At 62.7% G+C, this 24,595-nt stretch carries 23 protein-coding genes; 11 read left to right on the top strand and 12 right to left on the bottom strand.

Going from position 1 to position 24,595, the window contains the following annotated elements:
- Positions 1 to 26: 26 nt before the first annotated feature.
- Positions 27 to 674 carry a hypothetical protein gene (locus ACODS1_RS04655; RefSeq protein WP_489084727.1) on the top strand — a complete coding sequence of 216 codons (648 nt, stop codon included), beginning with the start codon at positions 27 to 29 and terminating at the stop codon, positions 672 to 674.
- A gap of 100 nt (positions 675 to 774) precedes the next feature.
- Here ACODS1_RS04655 and ACODS1_RS04650 read toward each other — a convergent pair whose 3' ends face one another.
- The 4 genes from ACODS1_RS04650 to ACODS1_RS04635 form a co-directional block, all read right to left on the bottom strand.
- The gene (locus tag ACODS1_RS04650; RefSeq protein ID WP_489084726.1) at positions 775 to 1,542 is read right to left on the bottom strand and encodes an SDR family oxidoreductase; all 768 of its coding nucleotides are present in this window, start codon (positions 1,540 to 1,542) and stop codon (positions 775 to 777) included.
- 15 nt (positions 1,543 to 1,557) lie between these two features.
- Positions 1,558 to 2,625: a phosphotransferase family protein gene (locus ACODS1_RS04645; RefSeq protein WP_489084725.1), complete on the bottom strand. Its 1,068-nt coding sequence runs from the start codon at positions 2,623 to 2,625 to the stop codon at positions 1,558 to 1,560.
- Positions 2,626 to 2,890: 265 nt separating this feature from the next.
- Positions 2,891 to 3,202, bottom strand: a complete 312-nt coding sequence (locus tag ACODS1_RS04640; RefSeq protein ID WP_003459932.1) for an SCP2 sterol-binding domain-containing protein — start codon at positions 3,200 to 3,202, stop codon at positions 2,891 to 2,893.
- Positions 3,203 to 3,258: 56 nt separating this feature from the next.
- Positions 3,259 to 3,957, bottom strand: a complete 699-nt coding sequence (locus ACODS1_RS04635) for a histidine phosphatase family protein (protein ID WP_489084724.1) — start codon at positions 3,955 to 3,957, stop codon at positions 3,259 to 3,261.
- 230 nt (positions 3,958 to 4,187) lie between these two features.
- On the opposite strand from ACODS1_RS04635, the gene sohB reads away from it, so the two are divergent.
- Positions 4,188 to 5,207 carry a protease SohB gene (sohB, locus tag ACODS1_RS04630; RefSeq protein ID WP_489084723.1) on the top strand — a complete coding sequence of 340 codons (1,020 nt, stop codon included), beginning with the start codon at positions 4,188 to 4,190 and terminating at the stop codon, positions 5,205 to 5,207.
- Positions 5,208 to 5,237: 30 nt separating this feature from the next.
- Positions 5,238 to 6,227, top strand: a complete 990-nt coding sequence (locus ACODS1_RS04625; protein ID WP_489084722.1) for a YhdH/YhfP family quinone oxidoreductase — start codon at positions 5,238 to 5,240, stop codon at positions 6,225 to 6,227.
- 57 nt (positions 6,228 to 6,284) lie between these two features.
- On the opposite strand, the gene ACODS1_RS04620 is transcribed toward ACODS1_RS04625, so the two are convergent.
- The gene (locus tag ACODS1_RS04620; RefSeq protein ID WP_489084721.1) at positions 6,285 to 6,782 is read right to left on the bottom strand and encodes a DUF934 domain-containing protein; all 498 of its coding nucleotides are present in this window, start codon (positions 6,780 to 6,782) and stop codon (positions 6,285 to 6,287) included.
- Positions 6,766 to 8,424, bottom strand: coding sequence for a nitrite/sulfite reductase (locus ACODS1_RS04615; RefSeq protein ID WP_489084720.1), 1,659 nt, complete (start codon positions 8,422 to 8,424; stop codon positions 6,766 to 6,768). The genes ACODS1_RS04620 and ACODS1_RS04615 overlap by 17 nt, the downstream gene beginning before the upstream one ends.
- A gap of 425 nt (positions 8,425 to 8,849) precedes the next feature.
- Between ACODS1_RS04615 and ACODS1_RS04610 the strand changes: the two genes are divergently transcribed.
- Positions 8,850 to 9,908, top strand: coding sequence for an ABC transporter substrate-binding protein (locus ACODS1_RS04610; protein WP_489084719.1), 1,059 nt, complete (start codon positions 8,850 to 8,852; stop codon positions 9,906 to 9,908).
- On the opposite strand, the gene ACODS1_RS04605 is transcribed toward ACODS1_RS04610, so the two are convergent.
- Positions 9,909 to 10,121: a DUF2970 domain-containing protein gene (locus ACODS1_RS04605; RefSeq protein ID WP_322977720.1), complete on the bottom strand. Its 213-nt coding sequence runs from the start codon at positions 10,119 to 10,121 to the stop codon at positions 9,909 to 9,911.
- Positions 10,122 to 10,229: 108 nt separating this feature from the next.
- Between ACODS1_RS04605 and ACODS1_RS04600 the strand changes: the two genes are divergently transcribed.
- The 4 genes from ACODS1_RS04600 to ACODS1_RS04585 are packed head-to-tail and all read left to right on the top strand — an operon-like array spanning position 10,230 to position 14,019.
- Positions 10,230 to 11,057: an AraC family transcriptional regulator gene (locus ACODS1_RS04600; protein ID WP_489084718.1), complete on the top strand. Its 828-nt coding sequence runs from the start codon at positions 10,230 to 10,232 to the stop codon at positions 11,055 to 11,057.
- A 45-nt stretch (positions 11,058 to 11,102) separates the two neighbouring features.
- Positions 11,103 to 12,509, top strand: coding sequence for an NAD(P)/FAD-dependent oxidoreductase (locus ACODS1_RS04595; RefSeq protein WP_489084717.1), 1,407 nt, complete (start codon positions 11,103 to 11,105; stop codon positions 12,507 to 12,509).
- A 39-nt stretch (positions 12,510 to 12,548) separates the two neighbouring features.
- Positions 12,549 to 12,890, top strand: coding sequence for a cupin domain-containing protein (locus tag ACODS1_RS04590; protein WP_322977723.1), 342 nt, complete (start codon positions 12,549 to 12,551; stop codon positions 12,888 to 12,890).
- A gap of 52 nt (positions 12,891 to 12,942) precedes the next feature.
- On the top strand, positions 12,943 to 14,019 hold the full coding sequence (locus ACODS1_RS04585) for a polyamine ABC transporter substrate-binding protein (RefSeq protein WP_322977724.1): 1,077 nt from the start codon (positions 12,943 to 12,945) through the stop codon (positions 14,017 to 14,019).
- A gap of 17 nt (positions 14,020 to 14,036) precedes the next feature.
- Here ACODS1_RS04585 and ACODS1_RS04580 read toward each other — a convergent pair whose 3' ends face one another.
- Genes ACODS1_RS04580 through ACODS1_RS04570 form a run of 3 tightly spaced genes read right to left on the bottom strand, consistent with a single transcriptional unit; the run spans position 14,037 to position 17,061 of the window.
- Complete coding sequence (locus ACODS1_RS04580; protein ID WP_322977725.1) at positions 14,037 to 14,933, bottom strand: alpha/beta hydrolase; 897 nt, start codon at positions 14,931 to 14,933, stop codon at positions 14,037 to 14,039.
- Between the two features lie 28 nt (positions 14,934 to 14,961).
- Positions 14,962 to 16,020, bottom strand: coding sequence for an RNA methyltransferase (locus ACODS1_RS04575; RefSeq protein ID WP_322977726.1), 1,059 nt, complete (start codon positions 16,018 to 16,020; stop codon positions 14,962 to 14,964).
- A 15-nt stretch (positions 16,021 to 16,035) separates the two neighbouring features.
- Complete coding sequence (locus tag ACODS1_RS04570) at positions 16,036 to 17,061, bottom strand: DUF5924 family protein (RefSeq protein ID WP_322977727.1); 1,026 nt, start codon at positions 17,059 to 17,061, stop codon at positions 16,036 to 16,038.
- 138 nt (positions 17,062 to 17,199) lie between these two features.
- Here ACODS1_RS04570 and ACODS1_RS04565 point away from each other — a divergent pair, with 138 nt between their 5' ends.
- Entirely contained in the window at positions 17,200 to 17,499 is a 300-nt protein-coding gene (locus ACODS1_RS04565) for a DUF1883 domain-containing protein (RefSeq protein WP_322977728.1), read from the top strand.
- 51 nt (positions 17,500 to 17,550) lie between these two features.
- The gene (locus ACODS1_RS04560; protein WP_489084716.1) at positions 17,551 to 17,664 is read left to right on the top strand and encodes a small membrane protein YohP; all 114 of its coding nucleotides are present in this window, start codon (positions 17,551 to 17,553) and stop codon (positions 17,662 to 17,664) included.
- Between the two features lie 40 nt (positions 17,665 to 17,704).
- On the opposite strand, the gene osmE is transcribed toward ACODS1_RS04560, so the two are convergent.
- Entirely contained in the window at positions 17,705 to 18,037 is a 333-nt protein-coding gene (osmE, locus tag ACODS1_RS04555) for an osmotically-inducible lipoprotein OsmE (RefSeq protein ID WP_322977729.1), read from the bottom strand.
- 149 nt (positions 18,038 to 18,186) lie between these two features.
- Positions 18,187 to 21,906: a methionine synthase gene (gene metH / locus ACODS1_RS04550; RefSeq protein ID WP_489084715.1), complete on the bottom strand. Its 3,720-nt coding sequence runs from the start codon at positions 21,904 to 21,906 to the stop codon at positions 18,187 to 18,189.
- Positions 21,907 to 22,187: 281 nt separating this feature from the next.
- Here metH and ACODS1_RS04545 point away from each other — a divergent pair, with 281 nt between their 5' ends.
- Complete coding sequence (locus ACODS1_RS04545) at positions 22,188 to 24,467, top strand: fatty acid cis/trans isomerase (RefSeq protein WP_489084714.1); 2,280 nt, start codon at positions 22,188 to 22,190, stop codon at positions 24,465 to 24,467.
- Positions 24,468 to 24,595: the final 128 nt, after the last annotated feature.

The raw sequence follows: 24,595 nt of genomic DNA, 5'->3' as shown, positions 1-24,595 counted from the left end.
ATTTCGCCAGAGAAGGAACGTGATCGATGCAATACAACGGCTTGGCCTGGGCAGTCGCCTTGCTGGCGCTTCTGGTGCTGCTGGTGGCGCTGCGCGTCCTGCTCAATACCGGCTGGTTTCTCGGTTGGTTGCGGGGCACCGTTGGCCTGGCGTTCCTCGCCCTGGCCGCTCTGGTCGGATTGGTGGCTTACGATCTGTACAACTACGAGCGATTGCCCGAGGGCAAGCCGCTGGTCACCCTGAGCTTCAAGGCCGACGGGCCGCAGCGCTACAGCGTGAGCCTGCTGGAGGGCGGTCGGGAGCGTACCGTTACACTGGAAGGCGACTTGTGGCAGCTCGACGGGCGCCTGATCCGCTGGAAGGGGCTGGCCAATCTGATCGGGCTGGAGCCGGGTTATCGCCTGGAGCGCCTTACCGGCCGCTTTCTCGCCATCGAACAGCAGGCCCTGGCGCAGCGAGGGCGCGTGCAACTGGCACAAAGTCCCTATGGCGTCGATCTGTGGCGTTGGCTGCGCCTGAATCAGCGTGACCTGTTTCTGTTCGATGCGCAGGCCTTGCGCGTGACCTACCTGCCGATTGCCGATGATGCGGTATACAGCGTCAGCCTTACGCCAACTGGCCTTCTGGCCGAGCCGATGAACTCGGCCGCCAAGGCAGCGTTGAAGGACTGGTAGCGGCCGCCTGCGGCCATCTGATGACCCTCTCCCGCTTGCGGGAGAGGGTGCCCGAAGGGCGGGAGAGGGTGTTGAGCCTCACGAGGGGGAGGAAGGTTCCTCAGGAAAGGAAACCGCCATCCACGTTCAGGGCCACGCCGGTGGTGTAGCTGGAGGCGTCACTGGCCAGGTACAGCACAGTGCCGGCCATTTCGCTCGGGTCGGCCACGCGCTTGAGCGGGATACGTTGCAGGGCATGCTTGAGGATGGCGTCGTTCTTGGTCAGCGCCGAGGCGAACTTGGTATCGGTCAGGCCCGGCAGCAGCGCGTTGCAGCGAATGCCGAACTGCGCGCATTCCTTGGCGAAGACCTTGGTCATGCTGATCACGGCGGCCTTGGTCACCGAGTAGATGCCCTGGAACTCGCCGGGGGAGACGCCATTGATCGAGGCGACGTTGATGATCGAGCCGCCGCCGTTCTCCTTCATCAGCTTGCCGCCTTCGATGGACATGAAGTAGTAGCCGCGAATGTTCACGTCCACGGTCTTCTGGAAGGCGGAGAGGTCGGTGTCCAGCACGTTGCAGAACTGCGGGTTGGTGGCGGCGTTGTTGACCAGGATGTCGAGGCGACCGAACTGTTCTCTGATCTGCGCGAAGACGCTCTGGATCTGCTCCATCTCGCCGATGTGACAGGCGATGGCGGTGGCTTTGCCACCTTCGGCGATAATGGCATCGGCCACGGCCTGGCAGCCGTCGATCTTGCGGCTGGAGACGATCACGTGGGCGCCTTGCTGGGCCAGCAGCTTGGCGATGGCCTCGCCGATGCCGCGGCTGGCGCCGGAGACGAAGGCGATCTTGCCGTCGAGGTCGAACAGGTGGGTCTTGGACATTGTGATTACCCCGGGTTAGAGAGTGGATTTAGCGATGACCTGCAGGCACATCTGCTCCAGCAGCTTGTTCATGTGAATGAACTGGGCGAAGCGCTTGTCCTGGGTCTGGCCGTGATAGAAGCGGTAGTAGATCTGCTGCACGATGCCGGCCAGGCGGAACAGGCCGTAGGTGTAGTAGAAGTCGAAGCTGTTGATAGCGATGCCGGCTTTTTCGGCGTAGTAGTCGACGAACTGCTGGCGCGTGAGCATGCCCGGCGCGTTGCTCGGCTGGCGGCGCATCAGCTGTACCGGTGGTGGATCGCCGGCTTCGATCCAGTAGGCCAGGGTGTTGCCCAGATCCATCAGTGGGTCGCCGATGGTGGTCATCTCCCAGTCGAGCACGCCGATGATCTGCATCGGATTGTTCGGGTCAAGGATCACGTTGTCGAAGCGGTAGTCGTTGTGCACGATGCCGGGCTTGTGGTGGTCGGCCGGCATCTTGTCGTTCAACCAGGCCTTGACCGGTTCCCAGGTCGGCGCGTCTGGGGTCAGGGCCTTCTCGTAGCGGTCGCTCCAGCCTTTGATCTGGCGTTCGACATAACCCTCTGGCTTGCCCAGGTCGCCCAGACCGCAGGCGTTGTAATCGACGTTATGCAGCTCGACCAGCTTGTCGATGAAGCTCTTGCACAGGCTCGTGGTCTGCTCGGCGCTGAAGCTCAGCTCGGCCGGCATCTCCGAGCGCAGGATGATGCCCTTGACCCGTTCCATGACGTAGAACTCGGCGCCGATCACCGACTCGTCGGTGCAGTGCACATAGGCTTTGGGGCAGTAGGGGAAGCCGGCATTGAGTTGATTGAGGATGCGGTACTCACGGCCCATGTCATGGGCGGATTTGGCCTTGTGGCCGAACGGCGGGCGACGCAGCACGAATTCCTGCTGGGGGTATTCGATCAGGTAGGTCAGGTTCGATGCGCCGCCTGGAAACTGGCTGATACGTGGTGCGCCTTCGAGATCGGAGATGTGGGCCTTGAGGTAGGCGTCGATGGTGCCTGCGTCAAGTTCTTCGCCTGCGCGGATGCCAGTGGATTGATCAGTGAGCGCCATGTCTATCCCTTCTACTTATGATGGGTGCCCCAGATAATTTTCTAATCTAATGCTGCACCCGGGTCGTCACAAGCAATACGCGCCGTTATAGGTGGGCGTGTTGCCCCTCGATCAAACTGCCTGATCAGTCACCTTGGAGTGGCCTGGTTCAGCCGTCTGCGAGCGTCGCGCAGCGACGACACGAAGGGGCGGCGCCAGGGATGCAGGCAATAAAAAACCGGAGTGCCAGGACTCCGGTTTTCGTGTCTTGCAATCAGCTCGCTGATCAGACCGGGAACAGTTCGCCCAGCTTCATCGCCAGCATCATGTCGCCTTCGGCGCGCAGCTTGCCAGCCATGAAGGCCTGCATGCCGTCGGTTTCACCGCTGACGATGCCTTTGAGGGTCTCGCTGTCCATGATCAGGGTGACGTTGGCGTTCGGGTTGTCGCCTTGTTCGAGGGCGCAGGTGCCGTCCTTGACGATCAGCGCGTAGTTCTCGCCATCTTCGATGTTGAACTGGAACACCAGATCCAGGCCGGCAGCGGCGCTGGCGTTGAACTTGGATTGCATGGTTTGGGCGATGTCAGCAACACTCATGGTCTTATCCTTCTTTTCAGGTTTTTCGCGCGGCGCGAGGCCGCATGGGGCCGGGCTCATCGGTAGGTGATGAGCTCAGGCGCCTTCAGCAGCTGCAGATGCACATGGCTGTTGAAGGAAGCCAGACTTACCTCGCGCCCGCGAAACTTCAGCAGGCTGAGCGAGGTATTGACGATTTGCCAGTTCAGTTCGAACGCCTTGCAGGCCGGTACGTCGGTGATCAGACGCAGCAGGGCGGTAATGGTGCCACCGGAGGTGAACACCGCGATGTTCTGCTTGCTGTCTGCCTGCTCGAGAATACGTTGCAGGCCACCTTCGACCTGGTTGACGAATGCCTGCCAGCTCTGCAGGCCGTGTACGTCGTATTCGCCGGACACCCAGCGCTGGATCAGCTTGGCGAACAGGCGCTGGAACTCGGCGCGGTTATTCGCGCCATTGCGCAGGATATCCAGCGCTTCGGGTTCTTCAGCGAGGATGCCGGGCACCAGCGTACGGATTACCGCATCGGCATCGAACTCGTTGAACGCGTCGTCGATTTCCAGGGCAGGCGCTGTGGCCAGTTGTTCCAGGGTGGCTCGTGCGGTGTGCTGTTGGCGGCGCAGGCTGCCGCTTATGCAGCGATCCAGGCGCACGCCCAGCTGTGCCAGGTGCGCACCAAGCACCTCTGCCTGGCGCACGCCGGTGGGGGACAGCACGTCGTAATCGTCTGCGCCGAATGAAGCCTGGCCATGTCGAATCAGGTAGATGCTGCCCACGTCCGTCGTCTTCCCGGCACGTTGAAAGTTTCGCGAGGTTATGAGGAAGCCGAAGCACTGTCAACGAAAAAACATACGCTTGTTTGAATTGCCGTAAAAACCTCGATGCGCGTCCGTAAGCCAATGGTGGATGTGCGCTTGCGTCGGTATGCTTGAATGCTCGTTCAGGCGCCCAGCGTCGCAAATCTTTGGCCCGCGCGCCTGACTGAATCGTTTTCCAAGGGGGATCTGTGGAGTTTCTTAGTGAGTATGCCGGCTTTCTCGCCAAAACCTTGACCGTCGTGGTCGCCATCGTCGTGGTGCTGGTCTTCATCGCGGCCCTGCGCGGCAAGGGGCGCCGAGCTGGCGGACAGTTGCAGGTCGAAAAACTCAACGATTTCTACAAGAACCTACGCGAGCACCTGGAGCACTCGGTGTTGCGCAAGGACGAGTTGAAAGCTCTGCGCAAGGCCGAAGCCAAGGCGGCCAAGCTGGAGAAGAAGGCGCCGAGCAGCAAGCCTCGGGTTTTCGTGCTGGACTTCGATGGCGATATCAAGGCGTCTGCCACCGACAATTTGCGCCATGAAGTCACGGCACTGCTGTCGATGGCCAAGGCCGAGGACGAAGTGGTGCTGCGCCTGGAAAGCGGTGGCGGCATGGTGCACAGCTATGGCCTGGCATCGTCGCAACTGGCACGTATCCGTGAGGCCGGCATTCCGCTGACCGTGTGCGTGGACAAGGTGGCGGCCAGCGGCGGCTACATGATGGCCTGCATCGGCCAGAAGATCCTCAGTGCGCCGTTCGCCATTCTCGGCTCCATTGGCGTGGTCGCGCAGTTGCCCAACGTGCACCGTCTGCTGAAAAAGCACGATATCGACTTCGAGGTGCTGACCGCCGGCGAATACAAGCGCACCCTGACCGTATTCGGTGAGAACACCGACAAGGGCCGGGAGAAGTTCCAGGAAGACCTGGAGATCACCCATGAGTTGTTCAAGGGCTTCGTCGCCCGCTACCGCCCACAGCTGGACATCGATGCCGTGGCGACCGGTGAGGTCTGGTTGGGTATGGCGGCGCAGGAACGCCTGCTGGTCGACGAGCTCAAGACCAGCGATCAATACCTGGCCGAGCGTGCGGCGCAGGCCGAGCTGTTCCATCTGCATTTCGCCCAGAAGAAAAGCCTGCAGGAGCGTGTCGGCCTTGCCGCCAGCGTGGCACTCGACCGCTTCGTGCTGACCTGGCTGAGCCGCCTGCAACAGCAGCGCTTCTGGTAGCTTGAAGAATCACGACGACAGGAGACGGAGATGACTGAATTCAAGGCATTGCTGGTCAGTGAAAAGGCTGATGGCAGCTTCCAGCGCCAGGTGGTGCAGCGCCAACTGACCGATCTCGCGGATGGCGAATTGCTGATTCGCGTGCGTTATTCCTCGCTCAACTACAAGGATGCCTTGTCGGCCAGCGGCAATCGTGGCGTGACCAAGCAGTACCCGCACACGCCGGGCATCGATGCTGCGGGGGTGGTCGAGGCCTCCAGCGTGGGCGAGTTCGCCGTCGGCGACGAGGTGATCGTTACCGGCTACGACTTGGGCATGAATACGGCTGGCGGCTTTGGCCAATACATTCGCATACCGGCGGCCTGGGCGATCAAGCGTCCGCAGGGGCTGTCGCTGCGTGAAGCGATGTTGCTGGGTACCGCTGGCCTGACGGCGGCGCTGTGCGTGGACAAGCTGGAGCGTGTCGGCGTCGCGCCGCGTGATGGCCTCGTATTGGTCACTGGCGCTACTGGTGGCGTTGGTAGCGTTGCCGTGATGCTGCTGAAGAAGCTCGGTTATCGCGTCGCGGCTGCCACCGGCAAGGCGGATCAGGCCGAGTTCCTGCGCGGCCTGGGTGCCGACGAGATCGTCACGCGTGAGGAACTGCAGCAGGGCGTCGAACGGCCACTGCTCAAGGAGCGCTGGGCAGCAGCGGTGGATACGGTGGGTGGCGATATCCTGTTCAACGTGGTCAAGTCACTGCGTCACAGTGGTAGCGTGGCCTGCTGCGGCCTGACTGCAGGAGTCGCTTTCCAGGCGTCGGTGCTGCCGTTCATCCTGCGTGGCGTCAACCTGCTGGGCGTGGATTCGGTGGAGTTGCCGCTGGTGGTCAAGGCATCCATGTGGGACAAGCTGTCGCTACAGTGGAAGCTGGATCTGGCGCCGTTGGCTCATGAAGTCGCGCTGGAAGCGCTGCCTGATGCTATCGAGCAGATCCTTGCTGGCAGCATGGTCGGTCGGGTGCTGGTGCATCTGGACTGAGTGCCACGCCAATGAAAAGGCCCCGCAGTGCGGGGCCTTTGCGTTTCTGCAGGCGATTCAAGCGCGGCGACGGAACAGCGGCAGTGGCTGATCGGCAGAGGCCTGATAAACCTCGTCGTACTCCTCGAAGGCCTTGAGGGCGTCGATGGGATCCTTGTCCGCACGCAGGGCGAAGGCATCGAAACCGACCCGGCGCAGTGCGAACAGTTGATCGCGCAGCACGTCGCCGATGGCACGCACTTCACCTTTGTAGCCGTAGCGGGTGCGCAGCAGGTAGGCGGTGGAGGAGTGACGGCCGTCGGTGAAGGCCGGGAACTCCAGAGCGATCACCTGAAAATTCGCCAGGTCATCGGCGATTTCCTCGATTTCATCGCCAGCTTCCAGCCAAACACCCAGGCCGCCATCGCGGGCCTTGAGGGCGTGGCCGTGCTCGACCCACAATGCCAGCGGCACGATGACGTCGTCGCAGTTGGGGATGGCGTCCAGGGTCACGTCCTTGGCCAGCAGGTGCCAGGTTTCGTCGATCACCTGGCCGTTCTTAATGATTCGCTGCATAGACGCGCTCCTTGAACGGGTCGATACCGATGCGGCGGTAGGTATCGAGGAAGCTTTCTTCTTCGGTACGTTGCTCGACGTAGACCTTGATGATCTTGTCGACCACGTCCGGCATGTCGTCCTGGGCGAAGGACGGGCCGAGGATCTGCGCCAGGCTGGCATCACGGCCGGCGCTGCCGCCGAGCGATACTTGGTAGAACTCCTGGCCTTTCTTGTCCACGCCGAGAATGCCGATGTGGCCGACGTGGTGGTGGCCGCAAGCATTCATGCAGCCGGAAATGTTCAGGTCGAGGTTGCCGATGTCGAACAGGTAGTCGAGATCGTCGAAGCGGCGCTGGATGGCTTCGGCCACCGGGATCGACTTGGCATTGGCCAGCGAGCAGAAATCGCCGCCTGGGCAGCAGATGATATCGGTCAGCAGGCCCACGTTCGGCGTGGCGAAACCTTGCTCGCGTAGCTCGCCCCAGAGGGTGAACAACTGACGCTGCTCGACGTCGGCGAGAATGATGTTCTGGTTGTGGCTGTTACGCACCTCGCCGAAGCTGTAGCGGTCAGCCAGTTCGGCGATGGCGTCGAGCTGCTTGTCGGTGACGTCGCCTGGCGCCACGCCGGTGGGCTTGAGCGACAGAGTCACGGCGACGTAGCCGGGCTTCTTGTGGGCGAAGGTGTTGCGCTGGCGCCAGCGGGCGAAACCTGGGTGCTCGGCGTCCTGCTGGGTGAGCAGGGCGTCTTCGTCCTGCAGGGCCAGGTAAGCCGGGTCGACGAAGTGGGCGGCGACGCGCGCCACTTCGGCCTCGGTCAGGGTCATCGGGCCGTCTTTGAGGTGTGCCCACTCGGCGTTGACGCGCTCGGCGAACACCTCGGGGGTCAGCGCCTTGACCAGGATCTTGATGCGCGCCTTGTACTTGTTGTCACGACGGCCGTAGCGGTTGTACACGCGCAGGATGGCGTCGAGATAGCTGATCAGGTGCTGCCACGGCAGGAATTCATTGATGAAGCTGCCGACGATCGGGGTACGGCCCAGGCCGCCACCGACGGAAACACGGAAGCCCAGTTCCCCGGCTTCGTTCTTCACCGCTTCCAGGCCGATGTCATGCACTTCGATGGCGGCGCGGTCGCTCACGGCGCCGTTGACGGCGATCTTGAACTTGCGCGGCAGGTGCGAGAACTCGGGGTGGAAGGTCGACCACTGACGGATGATTTCGCACCAGGGGCGCGGATCGACGATCTCGTCCTTGGCCACGCCAGCGAACTGGTCGGTGGTGGTGTTGCGGATGCAGTTGCCGCTGGTCTGGATGGCGTGCATCTGCACGGTGGCCAGCTCGGCGAGAATCTCCGGCACGTCTTCCAGCTCCGGCCAGTTGAACTGCACGTTCTGCCGGGTGCTGATGTGCGCATAGCCCTTGTCATAATCGCGGGCGATCTTGGCCATCATGCGCACTTGCGTCGAGGACATCAGGCCGTAGGGAACGGCGATGCGCAGCATCGGGGCGAAGCGCTGGATATAGAGGCCATTTTGCAGGCGCAGCGGGCGGAACTCCTCGCCACTCAGCTCACCAGCGAGGTAGCGACGGGTTTGATCGCGGAACTGCTTGACGCGATCCTCGACGATCTTCTGATCGTACTGGTCATATACGTACATGAAGGGTCCTGTTTTTCAGGCAACTGCCAATCAGCGCGCACGGCCGCGCACCCCGTATGAACACGGAGCCGGGGCACGATACCAGCTCAGCTTTATGCGTAAAAGTGAAGTTTGAGTATATAAGCCGATGATTTGGTAATAAGCCGGCTCGGCGTTGCATCGATACGGCCTTGAGCGATGGCAAAGGCTGGTCTTAACTCCTATCAACCGCCTACACCGACAAGAACGAAGGGGGACATATGAGCAGTCAGGGTGATAGCGAACGTGGCGACAGTGTCGTCGACGCCTGGGCAATTCTTTTGCTTATCCTCATCGTCGTCTCCACTGCAGTGTTCTGGGTCAGCGGCCGCTGACCTGCTGATCACGGCTCGGCGTTTTTCTGCCGTTAGCCCTATACTGCGCCGACTTGTGGAGGATGTGCGTCGGTGATCAGGTGGGTGCTGGGCCTGTGCGTGATGTTGTGGGTCGCCGTTGCCGGAGCGGCGGATAAGCCCGTCTCGGTCGTTTTCATCAATCCCGGTTACAGCAACGAGCCGTTCTGGGTCGACTACAGTCGCTTCATGCACGAGGCGGCCGCGCAGCTCGGCATGCAGTTCGAGGTCATCTATGGCGAGCGGGACGTGCCGCGCATGCTGCAAGTGGCTCGTCAGCTCAGCCACTCGGCAACCCCTCCGGATTACCTGATTTTTACCAACGAACAATTCGCCGGCCCACAGATACTGCGTCTTTTCGAGGGGCGGCGTACCCGCCTGTTCGCCTTGCACAGCACGCTCAACCCGGAGCAGCGGGCGCTCACCGGTGGTAGCCGCGAGCGTTACAGCAACTGGATCGGCAGCCTGGTGCCCAATGATGAAGAGGCGGGTTACCTGATGGGGCGTGCGCTGATCGAGCAGGCCGGCGGGCGGCCCGCGCAGATGCTGGCGTTTACCGGGGTCAAGCAGACTCCTTCGGCCACCTTGCGCCTGGATGGGTTGCACAGGGCGTTGGCTGAGGCGCCGAACGTGCGCCTTGAACAGGCCTTGTACGGCGAGTGGCAGCAGCGTCGTGCCTATGAGCAGGCCAGGGCGCTGTTACCGCGTTACCCCAGGCTCGACCTGATCTGGTCGGCCAACGACGAAATGGCCTTTGGAGTGATGCAGGCCGCGCAGGAGCTGGGGCGCAAGCTGCATTACTCGGCGCTGAACAATTCGCAACGGGTATTGCAGGCCCATGCGGATGGGCGTATCGATATTCTCGCCAGCGGGCACTTCCTGCTGGGTGGCTGTGCCCTGGTGATGCTCTACGATCACGCGCATGGCGCCGACTTCGCCAGCCGAGGTGGCAAGGATCAGATCGCGCGGCTGTTGCGCTTGATCAGCGGCGATCAGGCGCGAAGCCTGGCCAAGCACCTGAAGCGGGCGCAAGCGGATGTCGATTTCACCCGTTTCAGTGCCGTGCTCAACCCGGGCGGCAGTGCCTGTTCGGTCGACGCGCTGCTGGAGTGATCAGCCGACGGCCAGATGCAGGATCAGTTTCACCACGCCCAGTAGCACCAGGACGAAGAAGCTGGTGAAGATCACGCCGAGCAGGATGAAGTGGCTGGGCTTGCCCCGGCTGAAATCCCGGCTGCGGTTCTTGCCGCTCTGCACGCCAAAGGCGGCAGCCAGAACGCTCTGCAGCATTTCCAGAAGGGTCAGGGGCTTTTCGTCCTTTTCCATGTCGACCTCCGGCAGAAGAAATCTCGCCATTGAGTCTAGCCCGTCCGAGGCTGGGCGATTGAAAGCGAATCAGGCAAGCTGCTGGCAGGCTTCGCTGACAGGTTTTCCATGCTTCCCGCCGACCCCTCATTCCCCGATGACGCTGCACAAACCGAGCGCACGCGCGAGACCATCCTGCGTTATCACCTGAGCTGGAAGCACCGCGACCTCGAGGCGGTGCTGGCGCTCTATCATCCGGACATCGAGTACAACGACTTCTACCAGCAGCGCTGCATGCGCTTGAGTGACCTGCGCGAGTATGTCGAGCACAACCTGCCGCGTCGGCCAGGGGAGCTGTTGGAGCACGTCGACCGTATCCGTATCGATGGGCATACCGCCTTCATCCAGTACCGCACCAGTCTGCAGGGCGGAGAGGGGCTGGTCTCGTTTCGTACCGGCGAGGCCATCACCGTGCGTGAGGGGCTGATCTGGCGAATCAATGAATATGCGACCCTGGTGCGCGAGGGGCGTGACGGTGCGGAAACGGCCAGCTCACGTCCGGCGATCAGCCGGTTGGGCCTGTCCACGCGCCAGCTCGGGCAGCTGGCGCAGGATCTTCAGGATTATTTCCAGCGCAGCCAGCCGTTCCTCGACCCTGAGCTGGATCTGCAGCAGGTCGCCGCCGCCACCGGCTACAGCCGCAATCAGATTTCCCACCTGCTCAACCAGGTGCTCGGCGAGAGCTTCTATCGCTACGTCAACCGCGCGCGGTTGCAATATCTGCTGGATGGCCTGCAGGCTGGGAGTGATCTCAAGCGTATCGACGAGCTGGCATTCGCCGCCGGCTTCAACTCCCTGTCGGCGTTCTACAGCTGTTTCAAGCGACATACCGGCTTGTCACCGAAGGCCTACCTGAAAGAGATTTCCGCGCGTGCACGCACGCAAGACAGCGACTGATCGCCACGACTAGCCTTGTGTCATCGTTGGATGACGGAGGCGCGGATGAATTCCTGGCGCACTATCAGCCTGTGGATGGATCAGCTCGATGATCCACTACCGGCTAGGCCTAGCCTGCAGGCCGACCTGCAGGTCGATGTGGCGATCATCGGTGCCGGTTATACCGGGTTGTGGACGGCCTATTACCTCAAGCGGCATGCCCCGCAACTACGTGTCGTGATTCTGGAGGCCGAGACGGCTGGTTTCGGCGCATCCGGGCGCAATGGCGGCTGGCTGATGGGCAACCTGCTCGGCGAGGATCGCCTGCTGCGCGCTCTGCCTGCGACTGAGCGCAAGGCATCCTTCGACCTGCTGCACGGTATTCCCGATGAAGTGGCCGAAGTCGTGGCTCGTGAAGGCATCGACTGCGACCTGCGCAAAGGCGGCGTGCTGTATTGCGCCGCGCGTTACCCCGAGCAGGAAGTACGCCTGCGGGGTTACCTCCAGCATTTGCGCGAGCTGGGCCTCGGTGAGGACGATTACCGCTGGCTGTCGCCGAGCGAACTGGCCGCGCAACTGCGTGTCGCCAATGCCTACGGCGCGCTGTATAGCCCGCATTGCGCGACCATTCAGCCGGCCAAGCTGGTGCGTGGTCTGGCGCGCTGCGTTGAACGCATGGGCGTCGAACTCTATGAACGCAGCCCGGTGATCGACTGGCAGCCCGGCCTGGTGCGCACCGCGCAGGCCTGCGTCTCGGCTGACTGGGTCGTACCGGCTATCGAAGGCTATGCCGCGAGCCTGCCGCCGCTGGGCCATCATCAGTTGCCGGTGCAGAGCCTGATCGTCGCCACCGAGCCATTGCCGGCGGATGTCTGGGCCGGTATCGGCCTGGAACGTGGCCAGGCTTTCAGCGAGTTCAGCCGGCAGGTCACCTATGGTCAGCGCAGCCTCGATGATCGGTTGATCTTCGGTGCACGTGGCGGCTACCGCTTCGGCGGCCGGCTGCGTCACGACTTCAATCTGACCGAAGATGAACTCGGTCTGCGTCGCTACCTGATGGGGGAACTCTTCCCGCAGCTGCGCAACGTGCGCTTCAGCCACTCCTGGGGCGGCAACCTCGGCATGGCGCGGCGTTTCCAGCCGCACATGCTGCGCGACACGCGCACCCGCATTGCGCTGTCCGGTGGCTACGGCGGTGAGGGTGTGGGTGCCACCAATCTTGGCGGCCGGACCCTGGCCGACCTCATCCTCGGGCGCGACAGCGAGTTGCTGCAGCAGCCCTGGGTATTGAGTGACAGCCCGATTTCCCGTCTGAGTCGCTGGGAGCCCGAGCCCTGCCGCTGGCTCGGCTACAACGCGATCATCCGCAGCTTCGTCCATGAAGACGAGGTGCTTGCCAGCCCGCGCAGTCCGGCCTGGCGGCGACGCCTGGCGCAAGCGCTGGCTGGACGGCTGGAAAGCCTGATGTGCTGAGCGAGCATTCGTATCCGCCGACCTTTTACTGGAGCCCACATGAACATCACTCACTTCCGTAACACACCAGAGATCGCCCTGGAGGATTCCAATCCGGTGGCTGTCCCGCTGGGCGAGCCGCTGGCCGTCACTTCGACCACCAGCGTCGAGCGCAGCGATGGCGTGGAAACCGGTGTCTGGGAATGCACGCCGGGGCGTTGGCGCCGGCAGATCGTGCAGCAGGAGTTCTGCCACTTCGTCGCCGGGCGTTGCACCTTCACTCCCGACGGCGGTGAGCCTATCGAAATTTGCGCCGGTGACGCGCTGATGATGCCGGCCAACACCACCGGCATCTGGGACATACAAGAAACGGTGCGCAAGACCTATGTGCTGATCTTCTGAATCAGCACCTTTTCAGTGACTGCCTAGAACAACAACTCAACGAGGTATTCCCATGCTGAAGAAACTTCTTCCGTGCCTGCTGCTGGCCGGCACCGCCCATGCCGCTGACAGTGTGCGCATCTATAACTGGACTGACTACATCGCCCCGGACACCCTCAAGCAGTTTGAGCAGGCCAGCGGTCTGAAGACCCACTACGACGTTTACGACAGCAACGAGACCCTGGATGCCAAGCTGATGGCTGGCCGCTCCGGCTATGACGTGGTGTTCCCCTCCAACCACTTCATGGCCCGGCAGATCCAGGGCGGCGCACTGAAGGCCCTCGACCGCAGCAAGTTGCCCAACTGGAACAACCTCAACCCGGTGCTGATGAAGGCACTGGAAGTGAACGATCCGGGCAACGCACACGGTTTCCCCTACCTCTGGGGCAGTACTGGCATCGGCTACAACGTCGACAAGGTGCGAGCGGTGCTGGGCGATGACGTGGCCATGGACAGCTGGGATGTGCTGTTCGACCCGGCCAAACTGGCCAAACTGAGCCAGTGCGGCGTGGCGATCCTCGACAATGGCCCGGAAATGCTGCCGATCGCCCTGCATCATCTGGGGCTGCCGCACCACAGCAAGAACCCCGAAGACTACAAGCGCGCCGAAGCGCTGCTGATGGAGATGCGCAAGAACGTGCGGTATTTCCATTCTTCCAAGTACGTTGGCGACCTGGCCAATGGCGAGATTTGCATGGCGGTCGGCTTCTCCGGCGACATCATGCAGGCCGGTGCGCGCGCGGCCGAGGCGGGCAACGGCGTGAAGATCCAGTACGAGATTCCCAAGGAAGGCGCGCCAATCTGGTTCGATATGGTGGCCATGCCGGCCGATGCGGGTAACGAGGAGGGCGCCTATGCCTTCATGAACTACCTGCTGCAGCCCGAGGTGATGGCGGCCATCAGCAACCATGTGAAGTACGCCAACGGCAATGCCAAGGCCGACGCCCTGGTCGATCCGGCCCTGAAAGCCGATCCCACCGTGTACCCGCCGGAGTCGGTGATGGACAAGCTGTACACGCTGGAGGCCATGCCGCTACAGATCGACCGGCTGCGCACGCGTATCTGGAGCAAGGTCAAGAGCGGCGTGTGAAGGACGCTCGGCCTGCCTCAGGGCAGGCCGAGCGTGTTCAGGAAGCTATCGACTCGCGCCGTGTAGGTCGGATCGGCCCCGAGATCCGCGTTGATCTCGCCGTGCGAGCGATCCTCGCGCACCACGCTGACCGTCACACCCAGCTGGCGCGCCTTGTCCGCATAGGCGTCGGCCTGCGGGCAGGCGTCGCTGCGCCGGGTCGAGCAGACGGCCAGCAGCGGGCGGGCGTCCTTGCGCAGGACATGTAGCGGCGAGGCTTTCTGCCAGTAGCTGTTGTCCTTGCCGAAGGCGCGGTCGTACAGCGGCAGATGGCGACCCTGCATCACGGCCGGCACGTCGAAGGCGGCGCTGTCCAGGGCGACGGTGCCGAGCCAAGAAGGCGACACCCCGGGTGCCAGTTGCGGGTCGCTGCTCAGCAATGAGACCAGGTGAGCGCCGGCGGAATGGCCCATGAGCACCAGGCGCGCCGGATCGCCGCCCCAGCCACGGGCCTGGCGTTGCACGGCTGTTATGGCCTGCGCCACGTCACTGGCCTGGGTCAGCGGGTCGGCATCCGGTAGCAGGCGGTAGTTGCTCGATACCAGGATGTAGCCCTTGCCTAGCCAGTGTCGGGCCTTGTTCTCGATCACCGCGTCGCGGGCCTTGTCGCCGGTGTACCAGCCGCCACCGTGCACCATGAACAGAATGGGTGCGGTTTGCGCATTAGGCGGCAGGTAAACGTCGAAAACCTGTCGTGGATCTGTGCCGTAGGTTTGCTCGTGCAGGATGCGGCTGCCGGCCGGTAGCTCGCCGAGCAGTTGTTGCTCGGCGCGTGCTTCGCGGCGTTCCTGGAGTTTATCGCGCAGGACTCCGGCCTGACTGACGATGGGCAGGCACAGCGAGGCGAGGATGAGCAAAGCGGGAAAGCGGGGCATGGAGCACTCCTTCAGAGAACGCCAGGCCTCATGTTAGTGCAGGGCGGCTCGGCGATTTGCGATCCAGATTACGAACCTTGATCAATTCCGTGGCGCGGGCGCGCAATTGTCCGCAGCCTCCATCGACATCCTGGCCCGCTGAGTTGCGCACCTTGGTCAGTACGCCACGGCTGTGCAAGTAGCGCACCATCTCGACGATACGCTCGCCATCCGGGCGCTGATAATCGTCCGCTTCCAGGCTGTTGTAGGGGATCAGGTTGAGCACGGCGAACTTGCCTTTGAACAGGCGCAGGATGTTATCCATCTCCTCCTGGCTGTCGTTGATGCCCTTGAGCAGCGTCCACTGGTACTGGATGGGGTAGTCGATGGTGCGGGCATAGGCCTCGCCCAGCTCTATCAGTTCCTCGGGGTCGATACGCGGCGCCTTCGGCAGCAAACGCTGGCGCAGTTCGGCATCTGTGGTATGCAGCGACAGGGCCAGTGCCGGACGTACACGCTGCTGTGGCAGGCGCTCGAATACGCGCGGGTCGCCGACCGTGGAGAACACCAGATTGCGTTGGCCGATGCCGCCCTCGGTGCCGAGCAGGTCGATGGCCTCCAGCACGTTGTCGAGGTTGTGCGCCGGCTCGCCCATGCCCATGAACACCACTTTCTTCACCGGGCGGAAGCGTCGGCCCAGAGCGACCTGGGCGACCATCTCGGCGCTGCTGAGCTGGCGCAGCAGGCCGCTCTTGCCGGTCATGCAGAATACGCAACCGACGGCGCAACCGACCTGGCTGGAGATGCACAGGCCGTCGCGCGGCAGCAGCACGCTTTCCACCATCTGCTTGTCGGCCAGTTCCACCAGCAGGCGCGCCGAGCCGTCGGCTCCCGGGTGTTCGGAACGCAGGCGGGCCAGGCCATCAAGATCAGCCGCCAGCGCCGGCAGTGCCTCACGCACCGTCAGCGGCAGGAAATTCTCGGTTTTCTGGTGCTTGGTGCCGGTGTCCAGCGGCTTGCCCTGCAGCCAGGCACGGGTGATGCGCCCGATGTGCTGGGGTTTGGCGCCGAGGTCGGCGAGGCGTTGGGTGATATCGGAGAGCTGCATGGGGCGCGGATGCTATCACTTGGCCGGGGTGTCGACCACGTCGAAGCGCAGCACACCGATCATCTGCCCAGCCTCCGTGACCACCTGTACCTGCCACTGGCCTGCAGCGTCCGAGGGGAAGCGCAGCTTGTGCGTCCAGGCGCGGTAACCCTGCTTGCGCCCACCATGGATATCCAGGGCGATGCGGTCGACCTCGCGTCCGTTGTGGCGCCAGACATGGTAGATGCGCTCGTTGAGCCCGCGAGGCGCATTGATCGCCGTGTAGGCGTACAGGCCGTCGTCCTGCAATTGCGCCAGAGTTACGCTTTCCAGCTGTTCCCCCGGCGTGCGCAACTGGCCGTCGAAGCGATCGCTGATGGCCACTTCGTTCAGCCACAGCGTCGCAGGCGGTACCCAGACGCGCGCCATCCAGCCGCCGGCGGCCAGTACCAGCGGCAGCAGGGTAAAGGCGAGCACACGGCGCCAGCCGCTGAAGCCGATCACGCCCGCCAGGCTGGGGAGCGCCAGCAGGGTCGCCAGTGCCAGCGAGATGCCGTAACTCTGCGGTGTGCTCAGATGGAAGATGATCGGCAGCGCGGTGAGCATTACCGCGAACAGCGTCAGGGTGTGGAAGCTCAGCAACAGCCAGCGGCGCGGTGCCAGCCAGCGGTAGTAGATGGGGTCGGTGATCGAGGCCAGCGCGGCCGCTGCCAGCAGGCCACTGAACAGCAGCTGCCCGCTGTTCCAGGTGGTGGTGATGAAGAAGAACGGCAGGACGAAGAACAGGCTTTCCTGGTGGATCACCTGGGTGGCGTAGCGTAGCAGCGGCAATGGCAGCTCGAAACCGAAGCGTCGAGCGATGCGCTCACGCAGCAGGTTTTCCAGTATCAGCCAGACCCAACTGAGCAGCAGAACCAGCCCGAGTACCTTGGCCAGGTGCGCCTGGCGATCCACCAGGAGGAAGCTGGCGACGCCCGAACAGAAGCCGAAAATGGCGATCAGCCCCGGATAACGGTGGAGCCAGGCGAGCAGGGTGGGGATCTTGGCGAGCAGGGCTTTCATGGGGATCGAACGCAGATGAACTGGGCGCGCATGCTAGGCAGCTGGCGCGTTGGGTGCAAGCGGCTCGTCGCTCGTGCTGGCGATGCTGCGCCGCTTGCGGCACTATTGCGCCCCCGTTTCACCACCGAGTCCGAATCGATGAAATTCATCCATCAACGCGAGCAACTGGAAGAGGGCGATCTGGTGGTCATCCAGTGTTCGCAGCCCTGCAATATCCGCCTGATGAACGATGCCAACTTCCGCGCCTTCAGAAACCGTGGCCGGCATACCTACCACGGCGGCGCCTTCATCAAGTTCCCGGCGAAGATCCGCGTGCCTTCCAGTGGTTTCTGGAACATCACCCTGGATACCGTGAGTCGGAAAGCGGTGAGCGTGACGCGCAAGCCACAACTCGAGTACAGCATCACCATCAAGCGTCAGCGGCGCGAGGGTATCTGACCGAGGGGCAAAAACTCTAAACCCTGGCGCGCCTGGACAGGTCACACCTGTGTGAACCTGACAAACAAGGAGCGCTCCATGCTGAAGTTTCTCGTCGGTACCGTTGGCATCATCTTCATCATTGGCCTGATCGTGGTGATTGGCCTGTTCAAGCTGATCTTCTAACTGCAGCCGCCCGGCTGTCTTTCGGCCGGGCGGCTGGCTGTCACAGACGGCGCTGGTTGTCCTGGTGCTGTGCGCAGCTCATGAAACCCTTGCTGTCGACCCGGCCGTTGACATCGAAGTCCACGTAGTAGGGCTGCTCCAGGCCGTCGACATTCAGCACGTAGTTGTTGCAGGTGCCGCCGCTGACGTTGTTGTGCACTTCCGAGGAGGGTGGGCCGCCGAGGGTGAGCACCTGTTCCTTGCTCATGCCGTGGTCGACCTGCTTGACCAGCGGCTCGTTGCGGAAGGTCACGTAGTCGACCGGGTTCTCTATCGTCGAGCAACCGCTCATCACGGCCGCCACGGTCAGCACTGCAAGGCTGCGTTTGTACATGTCATCGCTCCGTCGAATGAGCCGAGATGGCTCGACAGTCGTTGGAGCAGAGTTCGTGTGCGGAGTTCGCGTTTTTCGATGATCGGCGCGAATCACCTCGTGTACATGCCTATGAATGAAAAGAGCCCGCTTTCGCGGGCTCGTTTGCATCAGTCGTCGTAACCGAGATTCGGCGCCAGCCAGCGTTCGCTGACGGCGATGTCCTGGCCCTTGCGCGCTGTGTAGCTTTCGATCTGATCCTTGTCGACCTTGCCGACGGCAAAATACTGCGCCTCTGGGTGGGCGAAGTACCAACCGGACACGGCGGCCGCCGGGAACATGGCGTAGTGCTCGGTAAGGAACACGCCGCTGCGGCCCGCCTTGTTGTAGTCCGCTTCGGGGTCGAGCAGTTTGAACAGCGTGCCTTTCTCGGTGTGATCCGGGCAGGCCGGGTAGCCGGGAGCCGGGCGGATGCCCTTGTACTGCTCGCGGATCAGCGCCTCGTTGTCCAGTTGCTCGTCCGTGGCATAACCCCAGTACTCCTTGCGCACACGCTCGTGCAGCCATTCGGCGCAGGCTTCGGCGAGGCGGTCGGCCAGGGCCTTGACCATGATCGAGTTGTAATCATCACCCTTGGCCTCGTAGGCCTTGGCCACTTCCTCGGCACCGATGCCGGCGGTGGTGATGAAACCGCCCACGTAGTCGGTCACGCCGCTGTCTTTCGGCGCGACGAAGTCGGCCAGGGACAGGTTCGGCTTGCCGTCCGGCTTGATGGTCTGCTGGCGCAGGTGGTGCAGGGTGGCGAGCTGTTCGCCGTTGTCGCCGTAGACTTCGATGTCGTCGTCACGCACCTGATTGGCCGGCCAGAAACCGAACACGGCGCGGGCCTTGATCAGCTTCTCGTCGATCAGCTTACGCAGCATCGCCTGGGCGTCGTTGAACAGGCTGGTGGCCGCTTCGCCGACGATCTCATCGGTGAGAATGCGCGGGTACTTGCCAGCCAGATCCCAGGAGATGAAAAACGGCGTCCAGTCGATGTACTCGGCCAGCACGTTGAGGTCGATATCGTCCAGCACCTGTGCGCCGGTGAAGCTTGGCTTGGGCGCGACGTAGCCGGCCCAGTCGAAGGTCGGCTTGTTGGCCACCGCGTTGTCGTAGCTCAGGCGCTCGGTGCGGGTGGCACGGGCGGCGGTGCGTTCGCGTACTACTACGTACTCGTCGCGGGTCTTCTGCACGAAGTCGGCTTTCAACTCCTTGGACAGCAACTGGGTGGCCACGCCCACGGCGCGCGAGGCATCGGTGACGTAAACCACGGCGTCGTTCTGGTATTGCGGCTCGATCTTCACCGCCGTGTGTGCCTTGGAGGTGGTGGCGCCGCCGATCATCAACGGCAGGTGGAAACCCTGGCGCTGCATTTCCTTGGCGACGTGCACCATCTCGTCAAGCGACGGGGTGATCAGCCCTGACAGGCCGATGATGTCGCACTTCTCGGCGATGGCGGTCTGCAGGATCTTCTCCGCCGGCACCATCACGCCCAGGTCGACGATGTCGTAGCCATTACAGCCCAGCACCACACCGACGATATTCTTGCCGATGTCGTGCACGTCGCCTTTAACGGTAGCCATGAGGATCTTGCCCTTGGCTTCCGGCTTGTCGCCTTTCTCGGCTTCGATGAAGGGAATCAGGTGCGCCACGGCCTGCTTCATCACGCGGGCGGACTTGACCACCTGGGGCAGGAACATCTTGCCTGAACCGAACAGGTCGCCGACCACGTTCATGCCGCTCATCAGCGGGCCTTCGATCACTTCGATGGGCCGTGCGCATTGCTGGCGGCATTCCTCGGTGTCCTCGACGATAAAGGCGGTGATGCCTTTTACCAGCGCGTGCTCCAGGCGCTTGTCGACCGGCAGCGAGCGCCACTCTTCGTTCTCGACTTCCTTGGCAGCGCCGTCGCCCTTGTACTTGTCGGCGATGGCCAGCAGCGCCTCGGTAGCGCCGTCGTTACGGTTGAGCACCACGTCCTCGACCGCGTCGCGTAGCTCCTTGGGAATCTCGTCGTAGATTTCCAGCTGGCCGGCGTTGACGATGCCCATGGTCAGGCCGTTCTTGATCGCGTAGTAGAGGAACACCGAGTGGATCGCTTCGCGCACCGGGTTGTTGCCACGGAAGGAGAACGACACGTTGGACACGCCGCCGCTGGACAGGGCGAACGGCAGGTTGTCGCGGATATAGGCGCAGGCTTCGATGAAGTCGACGGCGTAGTTGTTGTGTTCCTCGATGCCGGTGGCGACGGCGAAGATGTTCGGGTCGAAGATGATGTCTTCCGGCGGGAAGCCCACTTCGTTGACCAGGATGTCGTAGCTGCGCTGGCAGATTTCCTTCTTGCGCGCGGCGGTGTCGGCCTGGCCGACTTCGTCGAAGGCCATCACCACCACGGCGGCGCCATAGCGCTTGCACAGCTTGGCGTGGTGCTTGAACTGCTCGACGCCTTCCTTCATGGAGATCGAGTTGACGATGCCCTTGCCCTGGATGCACTTGAGGCCCGCCTCGATCACTTCCCACTTGGAGGAGTCGATCATGATCGGCACGCGGGAGATGTCCGGCTCACCGGCAATCAGGTTGAGGAACCTGACCATGGCCGCCTTGGAGTCGAGCATGCCCTCGTCCATGTTGATGTCGATCACCTGGGCGCCGGCTTCCACCTGCTGTAGGGCGACTTCCAGGGCCTCGGTGTAGTTCTCCTCGCGGATCAGCCGGGCGAACTTGGCCGAGCCGGTGATGTTGGTGCGCTCGCCGACGTTGACGAACAACGACTGACGATCGATGGTGAACGGCTCCAGGCCGGACAGGCGACAGGCCTTGGGAATCTCCGGAATCGGGCGCGGCTGATACTTGGCGACCGCTTCGGCGATGGCCTGGATATGCCCCGGCGTGGTGCCGCAGCAGCCGCCGATGATGTTGAGAAAGCCGCTGGCGGCGAATTCTTCGACCACTGCGGCCATTTCTGCCGGGGTTTCGTCGTATTCACCGAAGGCGTTGGGCAGGCCGGCGTTGGGGTGGGCGGACACATGGGTGCCGGCTTTATTCGACAGCTCTTCCAGGTACGGACGCAGGTCGGCGGCGCCAAGGGCGCAGTTCAAGCCCACGGAAATCGGCTTGGCGTGCGCCACCGAGTTCCAGAACGCTTCGGTGGTCTGGCCCGAGAGGGTGCGGCCGGAGGCGTCGGTGATGGTGCCGGAGATCATGATCGGCAGTTCGACACCGTCCTCGTCGAACACCTGCTGCACGGCGAAGATCGCCGCCTTGGCGTTCAAGGTGTCGAAGATGGTTTCGATCAGGATCAGGTCGGCGCCGCCTTCGATCAGGCCGCGAGTGGCTTCGGTGTAGTTCTCCACCAACTCGTCGAAAGTGACGTTGCGGTAGCCAGGGTCGTTGACGTCCGGGGAGATCGAGCAGGTGCGGCTGGTCGGGCCAAGCACGCCCGCTACGAAACGCGGGCGATCCGGGGTTTCCAGGGTCTTGGCGTCTGCCACTTCACGGGCCACGCGGGCGCCAGCGACGTTCAGCTCGTAAACCAGCTCCTCCATGTCGTAGTCGGCCTGCGACACGCGGGTGGCGTTGAAAGTGTTGGTTTCCAGGATATCGGCGCCGGCATCCAGGTAGGCTTTCTCGATCTCGGCGATGATCTGCGGCTGAGTCAGCAACAGCAGGTCGTTGTTGCCCTTGACGTCACTCGGCCAGTCGGCAAAACGCGCGCCGCGATAGTCGGCCTCTTCCAGCTTGTAGCTCTGGATCATGGTGCCCATGCCGCCATCGAGGATCAGGATGCGTTCCTTGAGGGCTTGTTGGAGGGCATGCAGTCGGGCGCTGCGATCGGGGAGCGTGGACATGGGCAACCTGTCTGGCCTGGAGAAAAAGGGCGCAAATCATAGCAAGGATGCAGGGCTTTCGGACGCATGCTGGGTTTCCATGAATTTCATTCATGTTGCTCGCGGGGTAGGTCGCCAGGGCAGTGGATTGCGGGGCTGCGCCAGGTAGCGTGTGACCTGGGCGCGCGCGCAATTCGGCGGGTGCGTGAATCTCTTTCAGGGCCTTCGTGGCACGTATCGCGCTATCAATGAACGTCGTTACCGGTAGAATCTGCGCTCTCATCGATTCCGGATGCCATTCCATGCCCACCCGCTTGTTGCTCGCCTTCGCGCTGCTGTTGGCTTCTCTGGGCGTGCGCGCCGCCGCCATTTCCTATGTCGATGACGTGCAGCCGATCCTCACGCAGAAGTGCGTGGCCTGCCATACCTGCTACGACGCACCCTGCCAGCTCAACCTGGGCAGTGGTGAAGGCGCACTGCGGGGCGCCAGCAAGCAACTGGTGTATGACGGCACGCGTACCGAGGCGCAGGCGACCACTCGCCTTTACTATGACGCGCACGGCGAGGCGGCCTGGCGCCGGCGGGATTTCCATTCCGTACTCGATGCGCAGGGCGGCCAGGCCGCGCTGATCGCGCGCATGTTGGAGTTGGGGCGGAGCAATCCGTTACCGGCCAACGCCAAGCTGCCGGAGGATCTGGATATCGCCATCACCCGCAGCAACACCTGCCCGCTGCCGGGGGAGTTCGCCGAGTACGCCAGCAAGAACCCGCACGGCGGCATGCCGTTCGCCGTGACCGGGCTGACCGATGGCGAATACGCCACCCTGAGCCAATGGCTGCAGCAGGGCGCTCCTGTACAAGAACAGGCCATCACGCCAACGGCTGCCGAACTCAGCCAGGTGGAGGCGTGGGAGCGTTTCCTTAATGCACCGGGCGCGCGCGAGAACCTGGTGTCGCGCTGGATCTACGAGCACCTGTTCCTCGCGCATCTGTACATCGAGGGCGGGGATCAGCGTCATTTCTTCCAGATGGTGCGTTCGCGCACACCCAGTGGTCAGCCCATCGACCCGATCGCCACCCGCCGCCCCAATGACGATCCCGGTACGACCTTCTATTACCGCCTGTGGCCGATCCAGGGTGTGATCGTGCACAAGACCCACATCACCTACCCGATTGGCAGCAAGCAGCTCGAACGCGTACGTCAGCTGTTCTTCGCCAGCGACTGGACGGTCGATGCCGTGCCGGGTTACGGCGCCCAGCGCCGCGCCAATCCGTTCGAGACCTTCGCGGCCATCCCGGCGCAGGCGCGTTACCAGTTCATGCTGGATAACGCCGAGTACTTCGTGCGTACCTTCATCCGTGGCCCCGTGTGCCGTGGTCAGATCGCCACTGACGTGATTCGCGACAACTTCTGGGCACTGTTCCAGGATCCGGCCCACGACCTCTACATCACCAATGCCGAGTATCGCGAGCAGGCCACACCGCTGTTGGCGATGCCGGGGCAGTTCGACGATATCGGCGATTTGCTGGGGCTGTGGCGCAATTACCGCGACAAGCGCAACGAATACGAAGACCTACGCCGCGACACCTATGCCGATGCACCGCTGCCGGGCTGGTCGACGATCTGGACGGGCAACGACAACGCGCTGTTGTCGATCTTCCGCCAGCACGACAGCGCCTCGGTGCGCAAAGGCCTGCTGGGCGAGATTCCGCAGACCATCTGGCTGCTGGACTATCCCTTGCTGGAACGCACCTACTACCAACTGGTGGTCAACTTCGATGTGTTCGGCAATGTCTCCCACCAGGCGCAGACACGCTTGTACTTCGACCTGATCCGTAATGGCGCCGAGGTCAACTTCCTCCGCCTGCTGCCCGCCGAATCGCGCCAGGCCTACCTGGACGATTGGTACCAGGACAGCGGCAAGCTGAAGATGTGGCTGGACTACACTCACGTCGACCATCGCACCCCGAGCGCTCTGTATCTGCCCGGCCCGGATGCCAAGCGCAGCTTCGCCGACCAATTGCTTAGCCGCTATGCCAGCCTCGATGCGCGGCCTGATCCGATCAACCGCTGCAGCAATGGTCGCTGCTACCGTGAAGGGCTCAAGGCTGAGCAGCGCGATGTCGAGCAGAGCCTCAGCCGCCTGGCCAGTCGCCCGGCAGCGGGGCTCAAGGTGATCGAACAGATGCCCGAGGCGACGATGGTGCGGGTCGAGTTCCCCGATGGCTCGCGCGAGGTCTACAGCCTGCTGCGCAACCGCGCGCACAGCAACGTGGCCTTCATGCTGGGTGAGGAACTGCGTTATCAGCCGGGCCTGGACACCCTGACGGTCTACCCGGAGGTGCTGAGCAGCTACCCGAACTTCCTCTTCAACCTCAAGGCGAGCGAGGTCGAGGATTTCGTTGGCCAGATGCAGCAGGTGAGCGACGCCAAGGGCTTCGAAGCCATCACGCAGCGCTGGGGCATTCGCCGTAGTCATCCGCAGTTCTGGTTCTACTTCCATGACCTGGACGCGCGCATTCGTGAAACCCAGCCCATCGAAGCCGGCGTGCTGGACATGAACCGCTACGAGAACCTGTAAAGTCATTGGCAGTCGGCAGTGGCGTTGTGCTGCTGCCGACGCTCGTCGGGTTTCGTCGACCTTTCTCTAGCCACCGCGGTCGGACGCTGTGGTTGCCTGTTTGCAGGCAGTCTCGTGACAACTTCAAC

The sequence above is a fragment of the Pseudomonas sp. FG29 genome (genome assembly GCF_057809355.1).
Note: the sequence above shows the minus strand (reverse complement) of the source record. Positions and strands in the feature narration are given on the sequence as shown.